Origin of the sequence: Nocardia callitridis (genome assembly GCF_039543305.1) — a bacterium.
Taxonomy (GTDB): Bacteria; Actinomycetota; Actinomycetes; order Mycobacteriales; family Mycobacteriaceae; genus Nocardia; species Nocardia callitridis.
This window is the reverse complement of record NZ_BAABJM010000002.1, coordinates 777118-801252: the sequence shown is the minus strand read 5'-3', so window position 1 is coordinate 801252 and position 24135 is coordinate 777118. Positions and strand designations below refer to the sequence as shown.

At 66.8% G+C, this 24135-nt stretch carries 22 protein-coding genes and 1 riboswitch; of the genes, 18 read left to right on the top strand and 4 right to left on the bottom strand.

Annotated elements, in window-relative coordinates; genetic code table 11:
- Positions 1-50 precede the first annotated feature (50 nt).
- Positions 51-980: a TauD/TfdA dioxygenase family protein gene (locus tag ABEA50_RS12485; RefSeq protein WP_345495464.1), complete on the top strand. Its 930-nt coding sequence runs from the start codon at positions 51-53 to the stop codon at positions 978-980.
- Between the two features lie 166 nt (positions 981-1146).
- Complete coding sequence (locus tag ABEA50_RS12480) at positions 1147-2154, top strand: aldo/keto reductase (protein ID WP_345495463.1); 1008 nt, start codon at positions 1147-1149, stop codon at positions 2152-2154.
- Between the two features lie 128 nt (positions 2155-2282).
- Here ABEA50_RS12480 and ABEA50_RS12475 read toward each other — a convergent pair whose 3' ends face one another.
- Positions 2283-3005 carry an IclR family transcriptional regulator gene (locus ABEA50_RS12475; protein ID WP_345495462.1) on the bottom strand — a complete coding sequence of 241 codons (723 nt, stop codon included), beginning with the start codon at positions 3003-3005 and terminating at the stop codon, positions 2283-2285.
- A 130-nt stretch (positions 3006-3135) separates the two neighbouring features.
- Here ABEA50_RS12475 and ABEA50_RS12470 point away from each other — a divergent pair, with 130 nt between their 5' ends.
- The 9 genes from ABEA50_RS12470 to ABEA50_RS12430 all read left to right on the top strand — a co-directional run bounded on the left by ABEA50_RS12470 (position 3136) and on the right by ABEA50_RS12430 (position 12934).
- Entirely contained in the window at positions 3136-3576 is a 441-nt protein-coding gene (locus ABEA50_RS12470) for a nuclear transport factor 2 family protein (RefSeq protein WP_345495461.1), read from the top strand.
- Between the two features lie 56 nt (positions 3577-3632).
- Complete coding sequence (locus ABEA50_RS12465) at positions 3633-4469, top strand: SDR family NAD(P)-dependent oxidoreductase (RefSeq protein WP_345495460.1); 837 nt, start codon at positions 3633-3635, stop codon at positions 4467-4469.
- On the top strand, positions 4462-5241 hold the full coding sequence (locus ABEA50_RS12460) for an SDR family NAD(P)-dependent oxidoreductase (protein ID WP_345495459.1): 780 nt from the start codon (positions 4462-4464) through the stop codon (positions 5239-5241). Before ABEA50_RS12465 ends, ABEA50_RS12460 begins: the two co-directional genes overlap by 8 nt.
- On the top strand, positions 5241-6677 hold the full coding sequence (locus ABEA50_RS12455; RefSeq protein WP_425577593.1) for an FAD-dependent oxidoreductase: 1437 nt from the start codon (positions 5241-5243) through the stop codon (positions 6675-6677). Before ABEA50_RS12460 ends, ABEA50_RS12455 begins: the two co-directional genes overlap by 1 nt.
- A gap of 1 nt (position 6678) precedes the next feature.
- On the top strand, positions 6679-8001 hold the full coding sequence (locus tag ABEA50_RS12450) for an MFS transporter (protein WP_345495457.1): 1323 nt from the start codon (positions 6679-6681) through the stop codon (positions 7999-8001).
- A gap of 54 nt (positions 8002-8055) precedes the next feature.
- On the top strand, positions 8056-9252 hold the full coding sequence (locus ABEA50_RS12445; protein ID WP_345495455.1) for a homogentisate 1,2-dioxygenase: 1197 nt from the start codon (positions 8056-8058) through the stop codon (positions 9250-9252).
- Positions 9249-10121 (top strand): hypothetical protein, encoded by an 873-nt coding sequence (locus ABEA50_RS12440; RefSeq protein WP_345495454.1) that lies wholly within the window; start codon positions 9249-9251, stop codon positions 10119-10121. Before ABEA50_RS12445 ends, ABEA50_RS12440 begins: the two co-directional genes overlap by 4 nt.
- The gene (fahA, locus tag ABEA50_RS12435) at positions 10118-11302 is read left to right on the top strand and encodes a fumarylacetoacetase (RefSeq protein ID WP_345495453.1); all 1185 of its coding nucleotides are present in this window, start codon (positions 10118-10120) and stop codon (positions 11300-11302) included. The genes ABEA50_RS12440 and fahA overlap by 4 nt, the downstream gene beginning before the upstream one ends.
- A gap of 105 nt (positions 11303-11407) precedes the next feature.
- Positions 11408-12934, top strand: coding sequence for a UDP-N-acetylmuramoyl-L-alanyl-D-glutamate--2,6-diaminopimelate ligase (locus ABEA50_RS12430; RefSeq protein ID WP_345495452.1), 1527 nt, complete (start codon positions 11408-11410; stop codon positions 12932-12934).
- A gap of 79 nt (positions 12935-13013) precedes the next feature.
- On the opposite strand, the gene ABEA50_RS12425 is transcribed toward ABEA50_RS12430, so the two are convergent.
- From ABEA50_RS12425 to ABEA50_RS12415, 3 genes are all read right to left on the bottom strand, one after another.
- Entirely contained in the window at positions 13014-13727 is a 714-nt protein-coding gene (locus ABEA50_RS12425) for an endonuclease/exonuclease/phosphatase family protein (RefSeq protein ID WP_345495450.1), read from the bottom strand.
- Positions 13728-13791: 64 nt separating this feature from the next.
- Positions 13792-15159, bottom strand: a complete 1368-nt coding sequence (locus ABEA50_RS12420) for a purine-cytosine permease family protein (protein WP_345495449.1) — start codon at positions 15157-15159, stop codon at positions 13792-13794.
- A riboswitch (TPP riboswitch) is annotated at positions 15156-15269 on the bottom strand. (Overlaps the previous gene by 4 nt.)
- A 117-nt stretch (positions 15270-15386) precedes the next feature.
- Entirely contained in the window at positions 15387-15779 is a 393-nt protein-coding gene (locus tag ABEA50_RS12415; RefSeq protein ID WP_345495448.1) for a hypothetical protein, read from the bottom strand.
- Positions 15780-16375: 596 nt separating this feature from the next.
- On the opposite strand from ABEA50_RS12415, the gene dpgA reads away from it, so the two are divergent.
- The 7 genes from dpgA to ABEA50_RS12380 all read left to right on the top strand — a co-directional run bounded on the left by dpgA (position 16376) and on the right by ABEA50_RS12380 (position 24100).
- Positions 16376-17503 (top strand): 3,5-dihydroxyphenylacetyl-CoA synthase DpgA, encoded by a 1128-nt coding sequence (dpgA, locus tag ABEA50_RS12410; protein WP_345495447.1) that lies wholly within the window; start codon positions 16376-16378, stop codon positions 17501-17503.
- 71 nt (positions 17504-17574) lie between these two features.
- Positions 17575-18303, top strand: a complete 729-nt coding sequence (gene dpgB, locus ABEA50_RS12405) for an enoyl-CoA-hydratase DpgB (protein ID WP_345495446.1) — start codon at positions 17575-17577, stop codon at positions 18301-18303.
- Positions 18300-19685: a (3,5-dihydroxyphenyl)acetyl-CoA 1,2-dioxygenase DpgC gene (gene dpgC, locus ABEA50_RS12400; protein ID WP_345495445.1), complete on the top strand. Its 1386-nt coding sequence runs from the start codon at positions 18300-18302 to the stop codon at positions 19683-19685. Before dpgB ends, dpgC begins: the two co-directional genes overlap by 4 nt.
- Complete coding sequence (dpgD, locus tag ABEA50_RS12395) at positions 19682-20488, top strand: enoyl-CoA-hydratase DpgD (RefSeq protein ID WP_345495444.1); 807 nt, start codon at positions 19682-19684, stop codon at positions 20486-20488. The genes dpgC and dpgD overlap by 4 nt, the downstream gene beginning before the upstream one ends.
- 43 nt (positions 20489-20531) lie before the next feature.
- Positions 20532-22370: a thiamine pyrophosphate-binding protein gene (locus tag ABEA50_RS12390; RefSeq protein ID WP_345495443.1), complete on the top strand. Its 1839-nt coding sequence runs from the start codon at positions 20532-20534 to the stop codon at positions 22368-22370.
- Between the two features lie 93 nt (positions 22371-22463).
- Positions 22464-23540: a catalase family peroxidase gene (locus tag ABEA50_RS12385; protein WP_345495442.1), complete on the top strand. Its 1077-nt coding sequence runs from the start codon at positions 22464-22466 to the stop codon at positions 23538-23540.
- A gap of 8 nt (positions 23541-23548) precedes the next feature.
- Positions 23549-24100, top strand: a complete 552-nt coding sequence (locus ABEA50_RS12380; protein ID WP_425577644.1) for a cytochrome b — start codon at positions 23549-23551, stop codon at positions 24098-24100.
- Positions 24101-24135: the final 35 nt, after the last annotated feature.

The window sequence follows — 24135 nt, the reverse complement described above, 5'->3', positions numbered from 1 at the left end:
TCGCGCGTGACCATCCGGCCGCGCCGGGCATCGTCAGAAGGAGACGAATCATGACCGCTCTACCCGACTCCGCATTGGGACTGGACGTCGTTCCGGTCGCCGGTTATATCGGTGCGCAGATCGCCGGTGTCGACCTGCGCGCAGACCTCGACGACGCGACCGTCGCCGAGATCCAGCGGGCGCTCGACGAATACAAGGTCGTGTTCTTCCGCGACCAGCAGATCGGGCACGCGGAACAGGTCGCGTTCGCCCGCAAGTTCGGCAAGGTCACCCCGGCACACCCGCACGAGGAGAACCCGCCGGAGGGATTCCCGGAGATCCTGCCGATCGACAGCCGTCGCTACGAGAAGAATATCGGCCGCAAACGCACCTCCTATGACCACAGTTGGCACACCGACGTCACGGCGCTGGTGAATCCGCCCGCCGCCTCGATCCTGCGTGCCGACATCCTGCCGCCCTACGGTGGCGACACGGCGTGGACCAACCTCGTTGCCGCGTACGAGAATCTGCCCGAGCAATTGCGTGACTTCGTCGACACCCTCGACATCAAGCACCAGTTCCAGGCGCGGGCGACCGAAGGCAGCCAGCGTGACCGAAAAGTCAAGGAGGCTAACCTGGTTTCCTATCACCCCGCCGTGCGGGTGCACCCCCGGACCGGTGAACGAGCCCTGTTCGTCAGCCCGGGATTCACCCGTGGTGCGCGCGAGATTCGCGGGTTCAGCCCGGACCAGAGTGAGCGACTGCTGAAGCTGCTGTGGGCCGAGGTGAGCAAGACCGAGTACACGGTCCGCTTCCAGTGGAAGCCGGGCAGCGTCGCATTCTGGGACAACCGTGCCACCTCGCACCTGGCGATCGCGGACGCCGGGCACCTCGGTCACGATCGGGTCCTCTACCGCGTGACGCTCGAGGGTGATGTGCCGAGGGGTGTCGACGGACGGGAATCAGAGTCGGTCTCCGGGGAACCGTTCTACGGCGCATGAGCGCACGGTCTTCGTCGAGTCGCTGCCGCGGTTCGCCGAGCATATCGCGCCGCTGCCGCAGGAGCGCGGCGTCCATCGCCGTGAATACACGGGCACCACTCTGCGCGACAACTTCAGCCAACACGACGGCTGATCCCGTGATCCACGCAACTCGAGGAGACAACAGATGACCGAAATCGCCAAGCGCCGACTGGGTACCGACGGACCGTGGGTGTCGCCGATCGGTGTGGGATTCATGAGCTTCCGTACCGGCGCGTCGGCCGAGGACGAGACCGCCGCCCGCGCCGTCGTCGACGCCGCGCTGGATGCGGGGGTCTCGTTCTTCGATACCGCCGATGTCTACGGTCCCGAACACAGTGAGATTCTGCTCGGCCGGGCGCTGAAAGGCCGCAGAAACAACGCGACCATCGCGACCAAGTTCGGGAACCCGCTGGACCGAGCGACCAACCCGGACCCACAGATCAATGGTCGGCCCGAATACGTGCGCTCCGCGATCGAGGCCTCGCTGCGCCGCCTCGATGTCGATCACGTCGACCTCTACTACCTGCACCGGGTGGACCCGACGGTTGCGATCGAAGAGACCGTCGGCGCACTGAAAGAGCTTGTCGAGGCGGGAAAAGTGCGGCACATCGGTCTGTCGGAGGCCGGTCCGAACACCATCCGCAGGGCGAACGCCGTGCACCCGATCGCCGCGATCCAGAGTGAGTGGTCGCTGTTCAGCCGCGATATCGAGACTTCGACCGTCCCGGTGGCGCGCGAACTCGGCATCGCACTGGTGCCGTATTCGCCGCTCGGTCGAGCCTGGCTCACCGGCACGGTCCGTTCACGCGCCGACGTGAAGCAGCAACTCGCGGCACATCCGCGTTTCGCGCAGGAGAACTTCGCGCGCAATCGCGCACTCGCCGACGAGGTCGCCGCGGTCGCCACCGAACTGAATGCGCGTCCCGCCCAGGTGGCTTTGGCCTGGGTACTCGCGCGCGGTACGGACGTCGTGCCGATCCCCGGCACCCGCCACCCCGACTACGTGTGCGAGAACGCTGGTGCGCGCACGGTCGAGCTGTCCGAGGATCAGGCCAACCGTCTGGCGAAGCTCGCCGACCAGGTCGCTGGCCACCGCTCGCTGCGCCCGGAGAACATCGGCACCGAGGCGCCGACACAGGCTCCCAGCGAATAGACCACTGTCCGACCGCGCAGTGGCTCCGGCCGCTGCGCGGTCGCGCGCTGTTGTGGCCACCACCGCTACCGACACCAGCGCGGGAACACGACTTACCCAGACCGGTGACCGGCGCGACCTGCTCGGCGTCAGTGCAGCAGCGCACCCAAACGCTGTGCGAATTCGATGACGGCGGAACCGAGTTCGGGCTCGTTGTCGACTTCGAAGGGGGAGATGCCGAGGGTGGTCATCGCGGCGCCACGGCGGCGAGGGACGAGGGCGGAGATGCCGTAAACGGTAGCGATCACCTCGCCGCGGGTGAGTGCGTAGCCGCGCCCGCGTGCGGCCTGGACCTCCGGATGTTCGTCGGGGGTGGGTGGGAGTGCGGCGAGCATGGCGAGTCCGGCCGACCCGCGGTCGATCGGGTGTACCTGCCCCGGCCGGAAGGCGACGTGCACCCGTGCGCTGCGCGGCTCGACGACCATGAGCGCGCGCACCTCGGTGTCACTCTCGCGGATCACCAGGTGGGCGGTGGCGTGCGTGCGCTCGGCCAGCTCCTCCATCACCGGACGTGCCACCGTGCGCAGGTCCTGTTCCACCGGCTCGGCGAGGGTGACCAGACCGGTCCCGAGGGTGATGCGCTTGTTCTCGTCGCGTCGGCATAGTCGGTGCGCTTCCAGCGTGCGGATGAGCCGGTGCGCGACCGTTCGGTGCACGCCGACCACCTCGGCGAGATCGGTGATGGTCAACCCGTGCGGATGATGTGACAGCGCCTGCAGGATTTCCAGTCCGTGGTGCAGCGTCTTCGACATTCCTGAATCGAGCTCGACGGCGATCGCGCGCTCGAGGGCCGATTCCGCGCTGGAGTTCATAGCTACCTTCTTGACTTCTGTGAGCGGGGACACTTACTCTTCATTCATATCGCACGGTGAGTGCGATTATCGCACGCTTGCCGATGAGGGGCAAGTCGAGCGGAAGGCAACGACGCCGAGGAGAGCTTCGATGAATACCATTGCGCCGCTGCCGGATCCGGTGACAGTCGCCGCCGTCCACCAGCTGTACGGCGCGCAGAGTCAGTGCATCGACAACGGTCACGCTGTCGAGTGGGCGGCCACCTTCACTGTCGACGGGGAGTTTCATTCCCCGAGTTACCCCGACCCGGTCGCCGGACGTGCTGCCCTGATCGACTTCGCACGCGGCTTTTACACCGCAGCACGCGCGGCGAATGAGGTGCATCGCCATGTGGTGACCAATATCGCTGTGCGGCAAAGCGATTCGACATCACTCGAGGTGTCCGCCTACCTGCAAATCTTGGCGACACCACTCGGTGGCCCGTCTCGCCTGGTCAGGATGACCACCCTCGACGACCAGCTGGCACACATCGACGGGGCCTGGCTGATCGCTCGCCGCCGCGTCGCACGAGACGACGCACCACAGCCGTAGGCCATAGGCCCACAACCATTTTCGCTCAGCAGCACATTCTCTCGGAGGACCCACAGATGAGCAGCACCACCGGCCTGACCAACCCCGGCCGCACCGACCCGACGCCCACGGCCGCGCACTACCCCGAAATGGCAGGCAAGGTCGCCGTCGTTACCGGCGCGGCACAGGGGATGGGCGCGGTCTTCGCGGCGGGCCTCGCTACCCGCGGTGTGTCGGTGCTCGCCGCGGATATCAACGCCGAGCACGTCGTCGAGACCGCCGACCGGCTCAATACCGAACTCGCCGAGGCGTCGACCGAGGACAAGCCGGGACAGGTGATCGGCGTGCGCGCCGATGTCACGATCGCCGCCGACCACGAGGAACTCGCCGAGCGGGCGGTGCGCGAATTCGGGCGCCTGGACTTCTGGATCAACAACGCCGGGATCTTCCCGTACGCGTTGGCACAGGACATCGCCCCCGATCAGATCGGGGCGACGCTGCGGGTGAACGTCGAAGGCGTCCTCTACGGCGCGCAGGCTGCGGCCCGGCACATGAACCCGGGTGGCGCGATCGTGAATATGTCGTCGGTCTCGGCGACGCGCGTCAGGAAGGGGCGCGGGGCCTACTGCACGTCCAAGGCCGCGGTCGCCCACCTCACCGAATCGCTCGCGGTCGAGTTCGGCGACAAGGGAATTCGGGTGAATTCGATCGCGCCCGGCTATATCGACACCGAGATGACCCGCTGGGTTCAGGAAGACCCGGCCGCGCTCGCGCACGCGCTCGACGTGGTGCCGTTGCACCGACTCGGTTCACCCGAGGAGGTATTCGGGCCGCTGCTTTTCCTGCTGTCCGACAGTGCGCGCTACGTCACCGGCCACAGCATCGCCGTCGACGGTGGGTCGCGCCATGTCTGAGCCGAACTACCCCGGCGTCGTCCTGGTGACCGGCGCCGCCACGGGCATGGGTGCGGCGCACGCACGCGCGTTGGCCGCACTCGGTAGTCACGTCTGTCTCGCGGACATCGCCGACACCGGCGCGCTCGCCGCACAGATCGTCGCCGACGGCGGGTCCGCGAGCGCACACGTCCTCGACGTCGCCGATCGTGCCGCATGGGACCGAGTCATCGACGAAATCCGTTCCGATCGTGGCGAACTCGGTGGTTTGGTGAACAACGCGGGTATCTCGCGACGACTCGAGTTCATGGACACACCCGAGGACATCTGGGAGCTGACCCTGCGGATCAACCTGTTCGGGCCCTTCCACGGTATGCAGGCCGCCGCGCCACTGATGCGGGATTCCGGCGGTGGCTCGATCGTGAACATCTCCTCGATCTCCGGGCAGATCGGCTACTTCTCACCCGCGTATTCGGCGAGTAAATGGGGGCTGACCGGACTGTCGAAGTCGGCCGCGGGTGGCCTGGCGCAGTGGGGAATTCGCGTCAACTCGGTTCATCCAGGCCTGGTGGGGACCGCTCTGGTCAACGGCTCGGGCGGCTTCATCGAGTCGTCGCTGCGCTCGATCCCGATGGCGCGGATGGGCGCGGTCGAGGAAATCACCGACGCCGTGCTGCATCTGTTGTCGGACCGGTCCAGCTACATGACCGGCAGCGAGGTAACCGTCGACGGCGGTCTGGTTTCCAACGGGCTGTATCACCGCATCGTCGCGGAAACCGAAGGACACCTGTGATGGACGAGCAATTCGATGTCATCGTGATCGGTGGTGGCGGCGCGGGCCTCGCCGCGGCGCTGGCCGCGGCGCAGGACGGCGCCTCGGTCATCCTGTTCGAGTCCGAGCGCGCGGTCGGCGGGTCCACGCAACTGTCGGCGGGACTGTTCACCGCGGCGGGAACCAGCGTGCAGCGCGCACTCGGGATCGAGGACTCGGCGGAGAAGTTCTACCAGCACTACATGGACCTCAACCAGTGGATGCTGCGGCCCGGTCTGATCCACGCCTTCTGCACGAATGCCGGACCCACGCTGGAATGGCTCCTCGAACTCGGTGTGCGGATTCCCGCCGCCGTGTCGGGCAACGCGCATCAACCCGGCCTCACCCGCGCCGGTGTCGAGGACGTGTGGCGCGGGCATGTGCCGAAAGACCAGGGTTACGGGCTCGTTCAGGTGCTCGATCGGTCCTGCCGCGCGCATGGTGTGGAAGTCGTGCTCGGCACCCGTGTGCAACGACTCCTGGTCGAAGACGGCCACGTCGCGGGTGTCGTCGCCGACGACATCGAGGTGCGGGGCAGCGCGGTGGTCATCGCGACCGGCGGCTTCGCCAACGACCCCGACTTCGTCGAGCGATACTTCCCCGCCGCGCGAGCGGCGGGCGAGGCACTGTTCGTCGTCGCCGCACCGGGCAGTCGTGGCGATCACCTGCGCTTCGGCGCCGACGTGGACGCGGCCCTCACCGGGCACGGCTGGGGACTGCTCATGCCGACGGTGTACTTTCAGCGCGCGCACCACTGGCAGTCCGGATTTCCGCCCGCCTCCCGCATCCTGGTCGACCAGGCGGGACGACGCTTCATGGACGAGGACGCGCCCTACGCGGTTTCCACCGGCATCATCGACCAGCACGGCGGCTACGGCTGGATGATCTTCGACGAGCGGGCACGCCTCGGCTTGGCCCCCGGATACACCGACTGGGCAACCGAACGAGTCGCCGAGGAGGTCGCTGCCGGACGCACGGTGCGCGCCGACAGCTGGGAAGAACTCGCCGAGGCGATCGACGTCCCGCACGCCGCCCTGCGCGCGAGCATCGAACGATGGAACCAACACCTGCCCTCGGGTCGGGACCCCGACTTCCTTCGCCACGTCTCGCTCGCGGCGAAGGGCAGCCCGACGCGACTGGATCCGATCGCCTCGGGACCGTTCTACGCCGCCAAGATCCTGCCCGCCGAACTCGTCTGCACCCACACGGGGCTCGAAATCGATGCGCGCGCAGCGGTTCTCGATTCCACCGGTACGCCGATCCCCGGCCTCTTCGCGGCGGGTGAAGCGGGAGGTGGCGTCCTCGGATTGCGCTATGTGGGTGGCGGCAACGCCATCGCCAACGCGCTGACGATGGGACGCCTCGCGGGCAACAACGCCGCGGCAGCGCATGCCGCCACGAAGGCACGAGGAAACTGACATGTTGGGAAACGAGCTGATGCCACCGGACGAGCAGCACAGCGCACCGGCCGACAACCGGTCGACGCTGAAAGTCGTCCGCGCGGCGGTGGTCGGCACCGTCGTCGAGTACTACGACTTCGGTATCTACGGCTACATGGCGACCGTCATCGCCACCCTGTTCTTCGTCTCGGAGAACGAAACCGCCGCGCTCTTGGGTACCTTCGCCGCCTTCGCGGTGGCGTTCTTCCTCCGGGTGCCCGGCGGCATCTTCTTCGGTCACATCGGTGACCGGTACGGCCGCAAGAGCGCACTGTCGTGGACCATCCTGCTGATGGTGATCGCCACGGTGCTCATGGGCCTGATGCCCACCTATGTGACGCTCGGCGTCTGGGCCACGGCGGCCCTGGTGCTCGCGCGCTGCCTACAGGGTTTCGCGGCAGGCGGTGAGCTCGGTGGCGCCAACGCGTTCGTCTCGGAGTCGGCACCCGCGCGTTGGCGCGCGACACACACGTCGATGGTCAACTCCGGCACCTATCTCGGGTCGCTGCTGGCCTCGCTCATCGCGCTCGCGTTGACCTCGGTCTTCTCCGAGGACACCATCCTTTCCTGGGCATGGCGGATCCCGTTCCTGCTCAGCGTGGTGATCGGCGTCGTGGGGATCTGGATCCGCAATCACATGGAGGACACCCCGCAATTCGAGGAACTCGCGGAGAAGGGGGAGACGAAGAAGCTGCCGCTGATGGAACTGCTGAGCACCTCCGGCGGTGCCGTCGCCAAGATCGTCTTCCTCGGCGCGTTGATCACCGGCGGCTACTACATCGCCTCGGTGTATGCCGCGTCCTACTTGCAGACCGCGGGCGGGCATTCCTCGACCATGGCGTTCCTGTCCACGTCGTTGGCGCTGGTACTCGGCGTGCTCACCTTGCCCGCCGCGGGGTATCTCGCCGACAAGTACGGGCGCAAGCCGGTACTGTTCGCGGGCAGCGCCGCCGCCACGGTGCTCGGGGTGCCGATGTTCATGCTGATGTCCGGGTCCGGCGCGTGGCAGGCGATCGTCGGACAGTCGGTGCTGTTCATCTGCGTCTCGGTGGTCAACGGCGCGTCGTATGTGACCTACGTGGAAATGCTCAAGGCGTCGGTGCGCTACAGCGGGCTGGCGTTGGGCAACAACATCACCAATATGCTGCTCGGCGGCACCGCACCGTTCATCGCGACCTATCTCATCGATATCAGCGGCAATTCGTTGGCTCCTGCCGGATACTTCGTGTTCTGCGCGCTGGTCACGCTGGTCACGGTGTTCTTCATCGGTGAGACCAAAGGCATTGCGCTGCGCGCGGATTGAGTCGAACACCGCCACACCGAACTCCGCTCACCACTCTCAGCGAGGAGGCAGTCCATGGCGTACTACCGCCGACTCGGCGATGTTCCGCCGAAGCGCCACACCCAACATCGCGACGACGCCGGTCAGCTCTACTACGAGGAGCTGATGGGGGAGGAGGGGTTCTCCTCGGACTCGTCGCTGCTGTATCACCGGGGAATCCCCTCGGCGATCTCGGACGCGACGGTCTGGGCGGTCCCCGATCAGTCCACGACGCCGAACCACCCGCTACGACCTCGGCACCTGAAGCTGCACACGCTGTTTCCCGAACAGACCTGGGCCGACACCGACGTTGTCACCGGGCGACGCCTGCTGCTCGCCAACGCCGATGTGCGCATCTCCTACGTGGTCGCGGGTGCGACGTCGCCGCTGTATCGCAATGCGATCGGCGATGAGGTCGTGTACGTCGAGTCCGGAGCCGCGCGGGTGGAGACGGTGTTCGGTGTACTGGAGGCGCGGCAAGGCGACTACGTCCTGATCCCCACCTCCACGACACATCGGTGGGTTCCGCAGGGCGAGCAACCGTTGCGCGCGTACTCGATCGAGTCCGGCAGCCATATCGCCCCACCCAAGCGTTATCTCTCGAAATTCGGTCAGTTCCTGGAGAACGCGCCGTACTGCGAGCGCGATCTGCACGGTCCCGACGAGGTATTGCTCGCCGAGGGCACCGATGTGGAGGTGCTGGTCAAGCACCGCACCTCGCACGGCATCGTCGGCACACGCATGGTGTATCCGCAGCATCCGTTCGACGTCGTCGGCTGGGACGGCTGCCTCTACCCCTACACCTTCAACATCGCCGACTACGAACCGATCACCGGTCGTGTGCACCAGCCGCCGCCGGTGCATCAGACCTTCGAAGGCAACGGGTTCGTCGTGTGCAATTTCCTGCCGCGCAAGGTCGATTACCACCCGCTCGCCATTCCGGTGCCCTACTACCACTCGAACGTCGACTCCGACGAGGTGATGTTCTACTGCGGTGGGGACTACGCGGCACGCAAGGGTTCGGGGATCGACCTCGGATCGGTGTCGGTGCACCCCGGCGGGCACGCGCACGGACCGCAGCCGGGTGGGATGGAACGCTCGATCGGCATCGAGCAGGTCGAGGAGACCGCCGTCATGGTCGACACCTTCGTGCCGCTCGAACTCGGCGAAGGCGCGCTCGCCTGCGAGGATGCTGACTACGCGTGGTCGTGGGCGAGGAGCGCGCCACGATGAGCTCGATTCCTGCTCTGTTGCGCGGGCTTTGCGACGACGCGGCACTCTTCCCGCCGGGGAACGCGCCGCTACCCGAGGCATTGATCTCCCACGCCCGATACCGGGCAAGCGATTTCGCCGACCTGGTGGGCCCGCTCATCTTCCCGATCCCGCGTCTCGACGAACTCGCGGCGAGCGCGCCCGGTGGGGTAGCGGTGGTCCTGACCGCTCCCGGCGGCCCGAGCACGGTCGCGCAAGCGCTGGAGCGCGCCGAGACGATTGTCGGCGCGCAGGTCGTAGGACTCGAAATCGCACCCACCGCATCGGATTCCGCGGACGAGTTCTTCGCATCGATGGCAGCACTGCCGATCCGTGCCGAGCTGGACACCTATGTCGAAGTGCCACGTGACGAACGACGCACGGCGTTCCTCGACCGGCTCGCCGACTCTCCGTATGCCGCGAAATTCCGCACCGGCGGTGTCGTCGAGGCCGCGTACCCCGGTGTTCTGGAACTCGCCGAATCGGTGAAAGCCGTGGTGGACAAGGGGATTGCGTTCAAAGCCACCGCGGGTCTGCATCACGCCGTCCGCAATACCGACCCACACACCGGATTCGAACAGCACGGGTTTCTCAATCTGCTGCTCGCGACCCGGCTCGCGGCCGAACAGGCCGACCTCACCGCGATCGAGGCCGCACTCGCCGACCGTGCCGGGTCATCGGTCGCCGCCGCTCTCGCCGACCTCACCGAAAGTGCCGCCGAAACGCTGCGAGCGGCGTTCCGTTCCTTCGGCACGTGCAGCATCGACGACCCACGCACCGACCTTGTCGACCTGAACCTGCTCCCCGCGGCGCTGCGCCCCGCAACGACATCCGAAGGATCCCCCGCATGACCGTGCTCGATATCCCCGTCGATTCCCTGTTCGGGCTGGACAACCTGCCCTACGGAGTGTTCTCCACCGAGGGCACCGCGCCACGGGTCGGGGTCCGCGTGGCCGATCACGTAGTCGACCTGACGATCCTGCTCGACGACGAGGTATTCGCACAGCCTTCGCTCAACGCGTTCATGGCCCGTGGTCCCGAGGTGTGGGCGGCGACCAGGTCACGGATCAGCGAACTGGTGCGCGGCGAGGTACCCGAGAACGCCGTGGTGGATCTCGCGAACGCGACCATGCACCTGCCGGTGGAGATCGCCGATTACGTCGACTTCTACGCCTCCGAACACCACGCGACCAACCTCGGCAGGTTGTTCCGCCCGGATTCGGCGCCGCTCATGCCGAACTGGAAACACCTGCCCGTCGGCTACCACGGGCGCTCGAGCACCGTGATCGTCTCCGGCACCGACATCGTGCGGCCCCGAGGACAGCGCAAAGCACCCGACGAAGCCACGCCGACGTTCGGCCCTTCGCAACGCCTCGACATCGAGGCCGAGATGGGTTTCCTCGTCGGCGTGCCCTCGACGATCGGTGACAGCATCACCCCGGACGAATTCGCCGAGCATGTCTTCGGGGTCGTCGTGGTCAACGACTGGTCCGCCCGTGACATCCAGGCCTGGGAGTACGTGCCGCTCGGTCCGTTCCTCGGCAAGAGTTTCGCCACCTCGATCTCACCCTGGGTGGTGCCACTCGCCGCACTGGCGGCCGCGCGGATCGACACCCCGGCGCAGGACCCGCAACCGCTGCTCTACCTGCGCGGCACCGAGAAATGGGGCCTGGATATCGACCTCACCGTCGAATGGAACGGCCAGGTCGTTTCCCGTCCGCCGTACGCGCAGATGTATTGGTCGCCCGCGCAGATGCTGGCTCATACCACCGTCAACGGTGCGGCGGCGAGCACCGGTGACCTGTTCGCCTCAGGGACCGTCTCCGGCGCGGGCCGGGACGAGCGCGGTGCGTTCATCGAATTGACCTGGGGCGGTAAGGAACCCGTGCAGGTCGCGGGCCGGTCGAGCACGTTCCTCGAGGACGGTGACGAGGTCGCCATCACCGCGAGCGCGGTCGGCCCGAACGGCGCGCGGATCGGTTTCGGCGCAGTGCGCGGGCGTATCGTGCCCGCTCACCCCTCGGATCGGTGAACAGCGGACGCAGGATCGTTACCGGGGCGTGGCCTCGGTGCCGGATGGGTCTCGACGAGCCCATTTCGCCCAGGGTGAACCCGCCCTCGGTGTTTGACTGTGCCGATGACCTCGCAGTGCACGGGAGTCGATCGCGCGCATTCCGGTAGCGGGTTCGCCCTGAACGACGTGGCCGTGCGGCTGGGGGTGCAGTGCGTACCCGCCGACGCGAACGAGTCGAAGACGGTCATCACGGGGATCAGTCAGGATTCGCGTCGGGTCGCCGCGGGAGAGATCTACGCGGCGCTGCCCGGTGCGAATCAGCACGGCGCGGCGTTCGCCGATGAGGCGGCCGCTCGCGGCGCCGTCGCCGCGGTCAGTGACCGGCCGTGTCCTCCGCTACCGACGTTCGTCGTCGACGGCCCGCGCCGAATACTCGGCCCGCTGGCCGCGTGGATCTACGGCGAACCTTCTCGCCACCTCGATGTCTTCGGCGTCACGGGGACCAACGGCAAAACGAGCACCGCCTATCTGCTGAGCGCGGGACTGCGCGGCGCGGGCACCGAACACGGGCTGATCAGCGGGGTCAGCGTCGGTGGGCCGCAGGGCGAGCACCCGGCTGTGCGGACGACACCGGAGGCCAGCGACCTGCAACGCACCCTCGCGAGCCTGCGCGCGCAGGGGGCCTCGGCGGCGGCGCTCGAAGTGTCGAGTCATGCGCTTGCCCTGCATCGGGTGGACGGAATCCGGTTCCGCGTCAGCGTTTTCACCAACCTCGGCCCCGATCATTTGGACTTCCACAGTGACCTCGAGAATTACTACGCGGCGAAGGCGCGGCTGTTCGCGGCCGAACGCAGCGCCGCCGCCGTGCTGAATATCGATGACGACCACGGCAAGCGCCTCGGCGCCGAACTGGATATTCCGCACCGCACCTTCTCGACCACCTCCACCGCCGCTGACTTCTACGCCGAGCACATCACGGCCGACGAACACGGCACCTCGTTCGTCCTCCACCACGGCGACGAGCGGGGCGCGACCGTGCGGTTGCGGCTGTTGGGCGCACACCAGGTCGACAATGCACTCGGTGCCATCGCCGCGCTCGCGCTGGCGGGTGTCGACCTCGACTCGGCGGTCGCCGGAATGAGCGAGTTGACCTCCGTGCCCGGCCGGATGCAACGGATCGACGCGGGACAGCCCTTCCTGGCCTTCGTCGACTACATGCACAACACGGCCGGTCAGCACCGCCAGTTTCGCTACCTGCGGTCGTTGACCGACGGCAAGATCGTCGTCGTCCTCGGCGCTACCGGCGAACGCGACCCGAGCAAGCGTCAGCCACTGGGCGCCACGGCGGGCACCTTGGCCGACATCGTCGTCGTCACCGATGAGAGCCCGTTCTCCGACGACGCCGACGAACTTCGCGGCGACATCGTCCTGGGAGCACGCTCCGCCGACCACGCGGCCATCGTCGTCGAGCCCGACCGTGCCGCGGCGTTCGCCACGGCCGTCGCACTCACCGGCCCCGGCGACGTGCTGGTGGTCGCCGGGCGCGGCCACGACCCGATACAAACCTTCGGCGCCGTCACCCGTGCGTTCGACGACCGCGTCGAATTGCGGAACGCACTGGAACATTCGATCCTGCTGGGCGACCGGTGACCGCGCACCGACGGCGCCGCGACCGATCGATCGGTGAAACATGACCTGCGCGGCGCGCACCGCACGGCCGGCGCGGGGCTTACAGGGTGATCGTGGCGTGGACCAGGTTGTGGTCGGAGATGCCGCCCATGTCGTCGACTTCGGCGTCGCTCACTTTGGCGCCGCGCGCCACCACGTGGTCGATGTAGCGCGATTTGGAACCCGAATCGCGGGGGCGGGTCTGCACGGCGTCGTGCGGTAGCTCCGCGACCGTGAAGCGGTCACCGAGGTTGGCGGCGACGGTGGGGCGGTCGATGTTGAAGTCGCCCAGCAGCACGGTCGGCATGTCGGGTTCGATCGCGGCCAGTTCGGCGAGGCGGGTGAATTGTCGTGCGCGCCTTCGGTCGCCGGTGAGGTGGGTGGCGATGACGACCAATTCGCCGGTGACCACGGCGAGCGCGCCCTTGCCTGGATCGTGTGCGAAGGGTTCGGCGGCGATTTCCCTGCTCAGTCCGTCCACCAGGAGCACGAGGTATTCGTCGGGTTCGCGCAACGAGCTGGCGACTCGGCGCGGCGTCGGCACCCTGGGGTAGCGCAGCGTGTGCATCCTGCGGCCCAGCGGTGCGCGTCGCAGGCTCACGAGCTGGTCTCCGCTGACTTCCTGCAGGGCGATCACCCGCTCGGTGCGCTGTGCGATCCGCTCGGTGATCGCGGCGGTGCGCGCCTGCTCGTCCGGCCAGCGTTGCGCCACATCCTCATACCAGTTATCGGCATGGGTGCGGTGCAAGACATTCCAGGTCGCCACCGTGATCACGAACGCGATGGTAGGCGACGACGCCGTGGCGCCGTCGGGCGCCGTCCGGAATGCGAGGTCGGTCTCATCTCTGTGTGTCCCGGGTCGGGACGAGGCGGCCGATGGTGGCGGCGACCACCGCGGCGGCGAGGAACGACAGGAGTGACGCGCTCATCCACGGTTGCACCGTGAAGTGTGCCCAGCCCTGCGCGCGCACCCAGAAATCGGTCCACACGCCCGCATCGCCGGGATTGATCAGCTGATACACCACCAGGCCGATCAACCAGGCGCCGACCATGCCCCACCGCGACGGTGCGTCGGCGCCGGTGTTCCATCGGCCCTTCGCGCGCAGGAAGAAGTCCGCGACAAGCACGCCGAGCAGCGGGACGAACACCGAGCCGATCAACCCGAGGAACCCGAAGTAGTTCTCCATGTTCAGGCCCAACGCCACCACCGTGATGAGCACCCCGAGTCCGATCGAGAGCAGCCGTCGGTCGACGCGTGGCGCCAGGTTCTGGATGGAGACCGCGGTGGAGTACACGTTGGCGAAGGACTGGTCGGCCTCGCGGATCACGAAGATGAAGAAGAACAGCGCACCGAGTGTGACATGTAGGAACGGTCCGTACTGCCCGCCACCGCCGGTGGCGAGGGCGAGTGCGAACAGGCCGAGGACATAACCGATCACCTGGGTGAGTCCGTATGCGCCGCCCGCGGCGGTGAATGCCGTTGCGGTACTGCGTGAATGGCGGGTGTAGTCGGCGGCGACAGGGACCCACGACACGGAGACGGCGAGTGCGGCGTCGGTCGCGATCCAGAACAGACCCCAGTCGACGCCGAACGGGCCGTTGCCCTCGGGCCCGGGGTTGGTGGTGAGATCGGGGAGTCCGGCGCGGAAGAATTGGACGTAGAACCAGAGCAGCGCGGCGACGACGCCGACGGTGACGAACCGGCGCAGGATGCGTACCGAACCCAGCGGCCAGATCGTGAGGACCGTGGTGATCACCCCGGCCGCGATCACGTAGAGCCAGTGCGGGCCGCCGTGGAACAGCTCCTCGGCCGCGTCGCCGATGACCACCAATTCGAAAGTGCCCCAACCGATCAATTGCGCGATATTGAGGACCGTCGGCAGATAACTCAGTCGCGCGCCGAACAGTCCGCGCAACAGCACCATCGCGGGTTGTCCTGTGCGCGCGCCGGGTACCGCGGCGAGGCCGAGCATGAGCCCGCCGACCGCTGTGCCGACGATCATCGCGACGATGCCCGCGGCGATCGAGATGCCCGGTGCACCTTCGTTGTTCGGGGCAAGCACAGTGTAGGCACCGGAGAAGGCGAACAGGCTGACGCCCAGATTCGCCCAGAACGCGCTCTGATCCCAGAACGACAGCACCCGTGGTGCGGGTTGGTCGAGGGTGAGTGGCGCTTCTTTCGAGGTGGAATCGTCTGTCGTCGTCATCGTCCTACCGCTCTCCCTACGCCGGAATTACCCGGACAGGTTCATGCGGTCGGCCAAACGTGTTTTCGCCCTCTCAGCCCGGCCGTGCCCGGACTCCCGCGAGGTTTCTCTCGTCGGATGCTACTCGCACGCTTGATTCGGCCGAGGCGCCACCTATCCGGACCTGGGCCGATTATCGGAAATGGATGACGGTGGAGACGAGTTTGCCTGTGCTGGAATGATTGTCGTCAGGTCGTCATCAAGAACGCCCCCGCGAGCCAGGTGGCCAGGACCAGGACCGTGCCGACGATCGCGCCGGGAAACATCGGGCGCCCGCGCCGTGCCGCGCCGAACGACATCGCTGTGCCGATCACGAACGAGACGATGCCGCCGAGGGTCATCACCCACAGTCCGATCGTCGGGTCGGCCGCACAGGTGGTGTTCTTCGCCGTGCACGCGCTGGCGGCCATCAGGAACCACGACATGAGGAACAGCGAGATCATGGCCAGCGCGGCGGGTATGCACCAGATCAGGCCGGTGATGATCATGTCGGCATTGCTGCGGGCGTTCGCCGCGGCGAAGCCGTTGCCTCGCACCGGTGCGGTCTGGTCGGTCTGGAGGTGGTTGAGGTAGTCGTGCATCGTGTGTTGTTCTCGCCTATCTCCGCCCGCTCGCCGGGCGGTAGAACTCGTCGGTGGTGCGGCAGAAGCGTAAGGCAGTCGGGTTCCGGAGGTTCGACGAACGCCTCGACCCGGCCGTGGATCGACCGGCGCGACCTCTTCTGCTGTGTGCGGCGGGTGCGGGTCGATGAGCCCGCTGGTGTGGTCTTGTAGCTGCTCTTGGACAACAGGTTTCGGGGAAGTGAACACTGTCGTATGCCCATGGAAGTCGGGGCGTTGGTGTGTCGTGGCGGTTAGCGATATCCGTAATCAATTGGGGTGCAATAACGTTCGGCCGTATCATGCGTATCGAGTCGAGCGTCCGGTAGGTTATTCGCCCTTGCGAGGGTTCGGGGGTGCTGCTAACGTTGGTCGCGAGTCGGAAGTCTGCTCGGGGGCTCGGTTAGCGGTATCGATGAAGTGTCGTTAACATTCATGTCAGCGATTTCAGGGGAACTCATGTCGAACCATGATTCGATCGGCTATTTCGTGCTGTGTGGGGTGTCGGTGCACGAAGCGTACGGGGTTGTGCGATGAGCACGCTCGATGAACGTCCGGTCCATGCACCATGGTCGGAAATGAACAGTGCCGCGGTTCTGGGTGATTCGACAACGTCGCACCCTGCACTGCTGGGTGTGGCGACCGCGAATCCGGAAACACGCTATTCGCAACGGGAAGTCATCGACCTGCTGAAAATCGAAGACCCCAAGATTCGCGGGGTATTCCTGAACGGTGGAATCGAAACACGTTTTCTCACCTTGCCGCCGCGAGACGGCAACGGCGACTATCGGATCGAGTCGCAGGGAGAACTCCTGGCCAAGCATCGGCAGCACGGGATACGAACCGGCGCCGAAGCGATCAGGAAGTGCCTGGCCGAACTCGGTCGCGCGCCGCGCGATATCGGTTACCTCGTCGCGGTCACGACTACCGGATTCCTCACACCGGGCTTCAGTGCCTTGTTGATCAACGAACTCGGAATGTCCCCGCACACAGCACGGTTGGACGTCGTGGGGATGGGGTGCAACGCGGGGCTCAACGGTCTCAATGCCGTGGCGAGCTGGTCGGCCGCGCATCCCGGCGAACTGGCGATCCTGGCCTGCTCGGAATCCTGTTCGGCGGCATATGTTTTCGACGGCACCATGCGAACGGCGGTGGTGAACAGCCTGTTCGGCGACGGCGCCGCCGCGCTGGCGGTGTGCACAGACGGTGCCGACGAACCGGGTCCCGACGATGCGCGGACCGATGGCGCCGCCGCCGCGCCGCTGCCGGAACTGCTGTCGCAACGCAGTTACATGATCACCAAGGCTGTGGACGCGATGCGCTACGACTGGGACGAGGACGCGGGCAAGTTCAGCTTCTATCTGGACAAGGAAGTGCCCTACGAGGTCGGCGCGCACGTGGAGATCGTCGTCGACCGGTTGCTCATCGAACAGGGCCTGCGGCGCAAGGACATCGCGCACTGGATCGTGCACTCCGGTGGCAAGAAGGTGATCGACGCGGTGAAGATCAATCTCGGTCTCACCGCGCACGATTTACGCCATACCGTCAGCGTGATGCGGGATTACGGAAATCTATCGAGTGGTTCGTTCCTTTTCTCCTATCGCCGTTTGTTGGCTGAGCGGATCGTGCGGCCGGGCGATTACGCCGTCTTCATGACCATGGGACCCGGCTCGCAGATAGAGACCGCGCTGCTGCGCTTTCGGTGAGCGCCGTTAATTCCTGGCGACACGAATTCCATTCCACACCACAGACTTTCTCAACCATTGAAGGCGAGCTAATGACCGCTGGATTATCCATCGACCCACACGACGCCGAATCCGAATTCAACGGCTCCGGTCGCCATATCATCGCGGCGGTGATCGCCGCCGACACACCGCTGGGCCCCGACCTCATCGCCTCCGTCGCCGCGGTGGCGCAGCGCGCCGAGGACGCTCCCGCCGATCCGCCGCACTGTGTGGTCCTCTACATCGCCGGCGCCCACCAGCATTTCCGGTGGCCCGGCGACGTCGCGGTCGGCGACGTCGGCAAGTGGGAGAACAGCCTGCGCAGGCTCGAACAGGCCCCGGTCCCGATCATCGCCGTGGTGCAGGGCGATGCCTACGGTCCGGCCGCGGAACTGTTGCTCGTCGCCGACTATCGGGTGCTGCGCGCGGACTCCACATTCGGCTTCGCCGCCACCGAACAGGGTGTGTGGCCCGCGATGGGCTTGCACCGACTCGCGGGACAGATCGGTGTCGCCAAGGCGCGCGATCTCGTCATGCACGGCCGCGCGATCTCCGCGGCGGCCGCGCGCGAACGCGGACTCGTCGACGCGGTGATCGCCGACGGCGCCGAAGCCGCGGCGATCGAGGAAGGTATCGCGGTGTTCGGTTCGGCGGTCGGATCCGAGCTGGCCATCCGGCGCAGGCTGCTGCTCGACGCGGTCACCACTCGATTCGAGGACGCGCTCGGCGCACACCTCGCCGCCTCGGACCGGGCATTGCGTCGCGAGCGGACGGCGTCGTGACCTCGGCTGCCGCACAGGGCGTTTCGCGCAAGCAGCGCTCGTCGAACGAGCAGAGCACTCCCGACGAGCACCGGTTCTCGGGCGATCGCGGGCCAGCGAACGACCTGGCCGCCGACCGCGCGGAGTTGCGCGCGGCGGCCGCCGAGCACGCGGAGCTGCTGCGCACCCTCGGCCCGGTGCGCGGACGCGGCGACACCGAGTCCGCGCGTGCGACCGAGTCGCATCGCGCGATCCGGGTGCTGCGCCGCCGATTTCTGCGCGCTCACGTCGACGAGGTGTATCGCGCCGCCACCGACAACCTGACGGCTCGACCGCGACTGAGCGAACTCGCCGCCGCCGCAACGGCATTGTTCCCCGGCCTGCTGCCGGAACCGGCCGCGTTCGCCGCCGAGACCGGAGTCGCGCAAGCGGAGAAGGAAGGGTGGGAAATCGATCAGGGGATTTTCTTCCACGCCGTATTCGGTGACGCGGTGGCGGGCAACCATCTCTTGGATTCGATGCGCGCCCCCACCGCGCGTGCGCGGCAATTTCGCGCACAGTACGAGGCCACCGGATCGGTGACGCTGCCCGCGGTGGCGCTGACTCGCTCCGGCGACACCGCCACCCTGACGATCACCAACGGTCACTGTCTCAATGCCGAGGACAACCAGCACGTCGCCGACATGGAGACGGCCGTGGACCTGGTCCTGCTCGACCCGGCGTCGCGGGTCGGTGTGGTGCGCGGCGGAATCATGGACCACCGCAACTACCGAGGGCGACGCGTGTTCAGCGCGGGCATCAATCTGGCGCACCTGCACGAGGGCAAGATCTCGTTCGTCGATTTCATCCTCGGCCGAGAAGCCGGATATATCGCGAAGATCCTGCGCGGCCTGCCCGCTCCCGACGATGACGCCACCGCGCTCCCGACGACCAAGCCGTGGATCGCGGCCGTCGACGCGTTCGCGATCGGCGGTGGCGCGCAATTGCTGCTGGTCTTCGATCGCGTGATCGCCGCGGCCGACAGCTATTTCAGCCTGCCCGCCGCGCAGGAGGGCATTGTGCCGGGTGCGGCGAACCTTCGGCTCGGGCGCGCGACCGATCATCGGCTCTCGCGCGAAGTGATCCTGTGGGGCAGCAGGATTCAGGCAACCGACCCTGGGGCGCGTCTGGTTTTCGACACGGTGGTCGAGCCCGATGCGATGGACGAGGAGATCGCGCGGGCGGCCGAGCGGCTCGCCGCTCCCGCCGTCGTAGCGAACAAGCACATGCTGGTGAGCGGGGAGGAACCACAGGACGTGTTCCGCCGCTACCTGTCGGAGTTCGCGTTGCACCAGGCGGGACGGTTCTACGGCACCGACGTGCTGACGAAGGTGAGTCGCTTCACCGCGGGTGCTGGGCGATGACCGCGTCGGTGACGGCGTTGCGCACGGTCGAGTACCGCAAGCGCGGACGTGTCGCGACGGTACGCATGGACCGGCCGCAGGTGCTCAACGCGATGAACCTGCGCATGCACACCGAACTGGCCGCGATCTGGGACGACATCGCGGCCGATGACGACATCTGGGTGGTCGTGCTGAGCGGCAAGGGGGGACGGGCGTTCTCGGTCGGTCAAGATCTGAAGGAGCTCACAGGACGGATCGACGAGGGGACGGCACGCTCCTCGTTCGGCAGTGCGGGCAAGCCCGGCTACCCCCGGCTCACCGAACGCTTCGATTTTCCGAAGCCGATCATCGCGGAGGTCGACGGTTACGCCCTCGGCGGTGGTTTCGAGCTCGCGCTGGCGTGCGACATCATCGTCGCCTCCGACGCGTCCGAGTTCGGTCTCACCGAGGCGAGGCTCGGTCTGATCCCCGGTGCCGGCGGGGTTTTCCGGCTGCCGCGCCAGGCGCCCCACCGCGTGGCAATGGGGTATCTGCTGACCGGTCGTCGGATGTCGGCCGCGCGTGCCGCCGAACTGGGTCTGGTGAACGAGGTGGTCGCGGCCGAGGAGCTCGCCGCCTGCGTCGCAGGGTGGGTCGAGGACATCCTGCGCTGCGCCCCGCTGTCGGTGCGTGCCATCAAGGAGGTGGCCGCGGCCGAACTGCCGATCGCCGAGGCGTTCGGGGCGCGCTACCACTGGGAGACGATCAGGATGGACTCGTCCGACTCCGAGGAAGGTCCCCGCGCCTTCGTCGAAAAGCGCCCGCCGCAATGGCAGGGCCGCTGACGAGATTGCTCGCGGCGATGGAAGTAGAAGAGAAACAACAGAATTGAGATCAGAGCAGATCATGCACGGACAGCACGAAAAGAAGCTCGGACGCGACATCATCCTCGACTATCTGCGGGAAGCGGGGATCGAGTACGCGTTCGGGGTGCCAGGCACCCACGAGATTCCGTTGATCGACGGGACGACCGTCGAGGAATACGGCGTTTCCTATGTGCCGTGCTTGCACGAGAACATCGCGCTCGGCGCGGCGATGGGCTACGCGCGAATGTCGGGGCGGCCGGGTGCCGCGATCGTGCACATCACGCCGGGGACCGCGAACATCATCGGCAACCTGTTCAACGCCTACCGCTCCAATATCCCGCTCATCGTGCTGTGCGGGCAGCAACACAGCGAGTTGCTGGTCCAGGAGCCGATCTTGGCCTCCGACCTCGTGCGCACCGTCGATCAGTACACGAAGTGGTCGCACGAGATCCGCAGCGTCGACGAGATCCCGCTGGTCATGCAGCGTGCGCTCAAGGAGTTGCTGGTTCCGCCGTTTCGGCCGGTCTTCGTCTCGGTGCCGTGGAACTTCCTGATGGAGACGCCGGTTCGCCAAGAACCCGCGCGCATCACCAGGATCGCCCATGCCTCGACCGGTGATCCCGACGGAATCGCCGCGGCCGCTGCCGAACTCGCGCGCGCCGAGCGTCCGGTGTTGTTGCTCGGTGACGGCGTGGGGGAGGTCGACGCCTGGCCGGAGATCCAACGATTGGCCGATCTGCTCGGCTCGGCGGTCTACTCGACCAATCAGGCGAGCCGAATGGATTACCCGAACGACCTGCCGCACTGGCAGGGCGAGCTGCTGCCGACCCAGGAGGGGATTCACATGCAGCTCGGCGACTTCGACACGATCTTCCTCATCGGCGTGGATTCGCAGGCACAGGTCCTGGTTTTTCGGTGGGAGAACGGACCGGTCCTGCCCGCCCATCTCACCCAGGTGGTCTTGCACAACGACCCGTGGGAGATCGGCAAGAACCATTACGCGCAGGTCGCTGTACTAGGCGACATCAAAAGGACACTGCCCGCGCTCACCGACGAGATCGCCCGGCACCCGGACTTCGACGGACCGGCGGCCGGTGCGCGCAACGGCACGATCCAGCAGCTGTCGTCGGCGCGGACGGCGGCGTTCACGGCGTCCTCGGAGTACTTCCTCGCTTCCGAGCGTCCGACGAAGATTCCCGACTACGAGGTGCCGTTGGCGATCGCGGACGTGCAGCGCACGCTGGACAAGCCGATCACGGTGATCAACGAGGACTTCGCGATTCTCGCCGCGGTGCAGCAGGCGATCCATTACGACGCACCCGACGCGTACTTCTGCACCTCGGGCGGTGCGCTCGGTTTTTCCCTGCCCGCCTCGATCGGCATCTCGTTGGCGCTCGGTTCGCAACGGCTCGTGGTGAATATCGTCGGCGACGGATCGGCACTTTTCCACACCAATTCCTGGTGGACCACAAGGAAATACGACCTGCCCGTGCTGTATCTGGTGTTGAACAACCACGAGTACAAGACGCTGATGACGGGACTGGGGGCGATCGAGGACCTGTACGACTGGCACCCCGCCAACGAGCCCTGGTATCTGCGCCTCGGTCAGCCAGCACAGGATTTCGCGGCCATCGCCGCGACCTTCGGCATCGAGGGCGAGGTGGTCGCGGACGGTCGCGAGTTGCGTACGGCGATCGCCCGTGGGTTCGAGGTGATCGCGGGCGGCCAGCCGTATGTCATCGACATCAAGATCGATCCGTCCTCGGCGCCCGCCGCGCCGATGGTCGACGTCTTGCTCGCCGAGAAGCCGGGGGTCGACAGGGATCTGATCCAGCGACTGACCGCGATGGGGCCACCGTGACGGTGGGGACTTCGGTCGGGTTCGTTGCGTGCCCGGCCGCCGAGGCACCGGCATCGGTCGGCGCCTGCGCGAAAACACGAAGGGGAAGAATGGATGACCGAGAGTAAACCGAGCTTGTCGTTCGATCGCCGCACGCTGCTCGGTGCGGCGGCGATCGCAGCGGTCGGCGCGGTCGGCGTCGGGGGGTTCTTGTTCAGCGAGAATGCGCTTGGCCCTTGGCGATTGACCGCACGCAGGGTGGCCGACCGATTGCAGGAGGCGGCGGGCGGCGACTTCCACGGTCGCCGTCGCAACCATGCCAAGGGTGTCGCGGTGGCCGGGTATTTCGAGAGCACGGGTCACGGGGCGGAGCTGTCGAGCGCCTCGGTGTTCGGCACCGGCACCTACCGGGTGGAAGGGCGCTTCTCGCTGGCTGGCGGGAACGCGCACATGCCCGACGACCTCACCGCCCCGCGCGGTCTGGGGCTGCGGTTCCTGCTGCCCGGCGGCGAGGAGTGGCGCACCGCGATGATCAACACCCCGGTGTTCCTCGATGCCACCCCCGACGACTTCTACACCAGGACACTGGCCTTCGCGCCCGACCCGGCGACCGGGCAGCCTGATCCCGAGCGCATGAAGGCGCATCTGGCCACGCATCCCGAGACCGCCGCCGCGCTCGGCATGATCGAGCAGGGGCCGCACGCGCCGAGCTTCCGCGATTCGACGTTCTATGGGCTCAACGCCTTCGAATTCACCAATGCGGCGGGCGACACCGTGCCGGTGCGCTGGCAGCTGGAACCGGATGCTCCCCAGCCGACACCACCGAAGGACGAGGGCCCGAACAAGCTTTTCGACGCGCTGATCAGCGACGTCCGAGGGGGTCCGCTGCGCTGGAAGCTCATCCTGGTGGTCGGCGTGGCGGGCACGGACCCGACCGACAACGCGACGCAGCGCTGGCCGCAGGAGCGTCCACGCGTGCACGTGGGCACGGTGGTGATCGATGAGGTGCGCACCGAGGACGTCGGCAATGTGCAGGACGTGAATTTCGATCCGTTGGTGCTGCCCAGGGGGATCGCGCCCTCGGACGACCCGCTGTTGCAGGCGCGATCGGCGGTCTACACCGAGTCCTACCGTCGACGTGCGGGCGAACAGCGGGCCCCCGCGGCTCTGCGAGTGGAGGATGTGCGATGACGACGACCTTGCGTGAACAGACGATCGATCCAGGCACCTTCGGTGTCGCCGCGCGCATACTGCACTGGCTGATGGCGGTGGCGATTATCGCGATGATCTTCGTCGGCGGCGCGATGGTGGGCTATCTCGGTGATTACAACCTGTTGCTCACCGTGCACAAGACGCTCGGCCTCGTGATTCTCGTGCTCGCGGTGATCAGGATCGGCAATCGGCTGCTGCATCGACCGCCGCCGCAGTTGGATTCGCTGAGCCGACCGGAGCGGTTGGTCGCCACGGGGTCCGAGATCCTCATGTACGCCCTGTTCCTGGCGCAGCCGGTGATCGGGTGGCTGCTGGTGTCGGCCTCGGGTGTGCCGATCCGCATCGCGGGTGGTTTCCGCGTTCCCGCGATCGTGCCGACCGATGCGGATCTCTACGCGACACTGCGCACGGTGCACAGCGTGCTCGCCTACCTGCTGCTCGCGGCGTTCCTCGCACACATCTGTGCGGTGTTGTTCCACGCGTTGTTGTTGCGCGACGGACTGCTACGTCGGATGACTGTCGGTCGCTCGCGCGGGTAGCGCGTCGGTCGGCGGCGGCCGTCATCCGCGTCGAC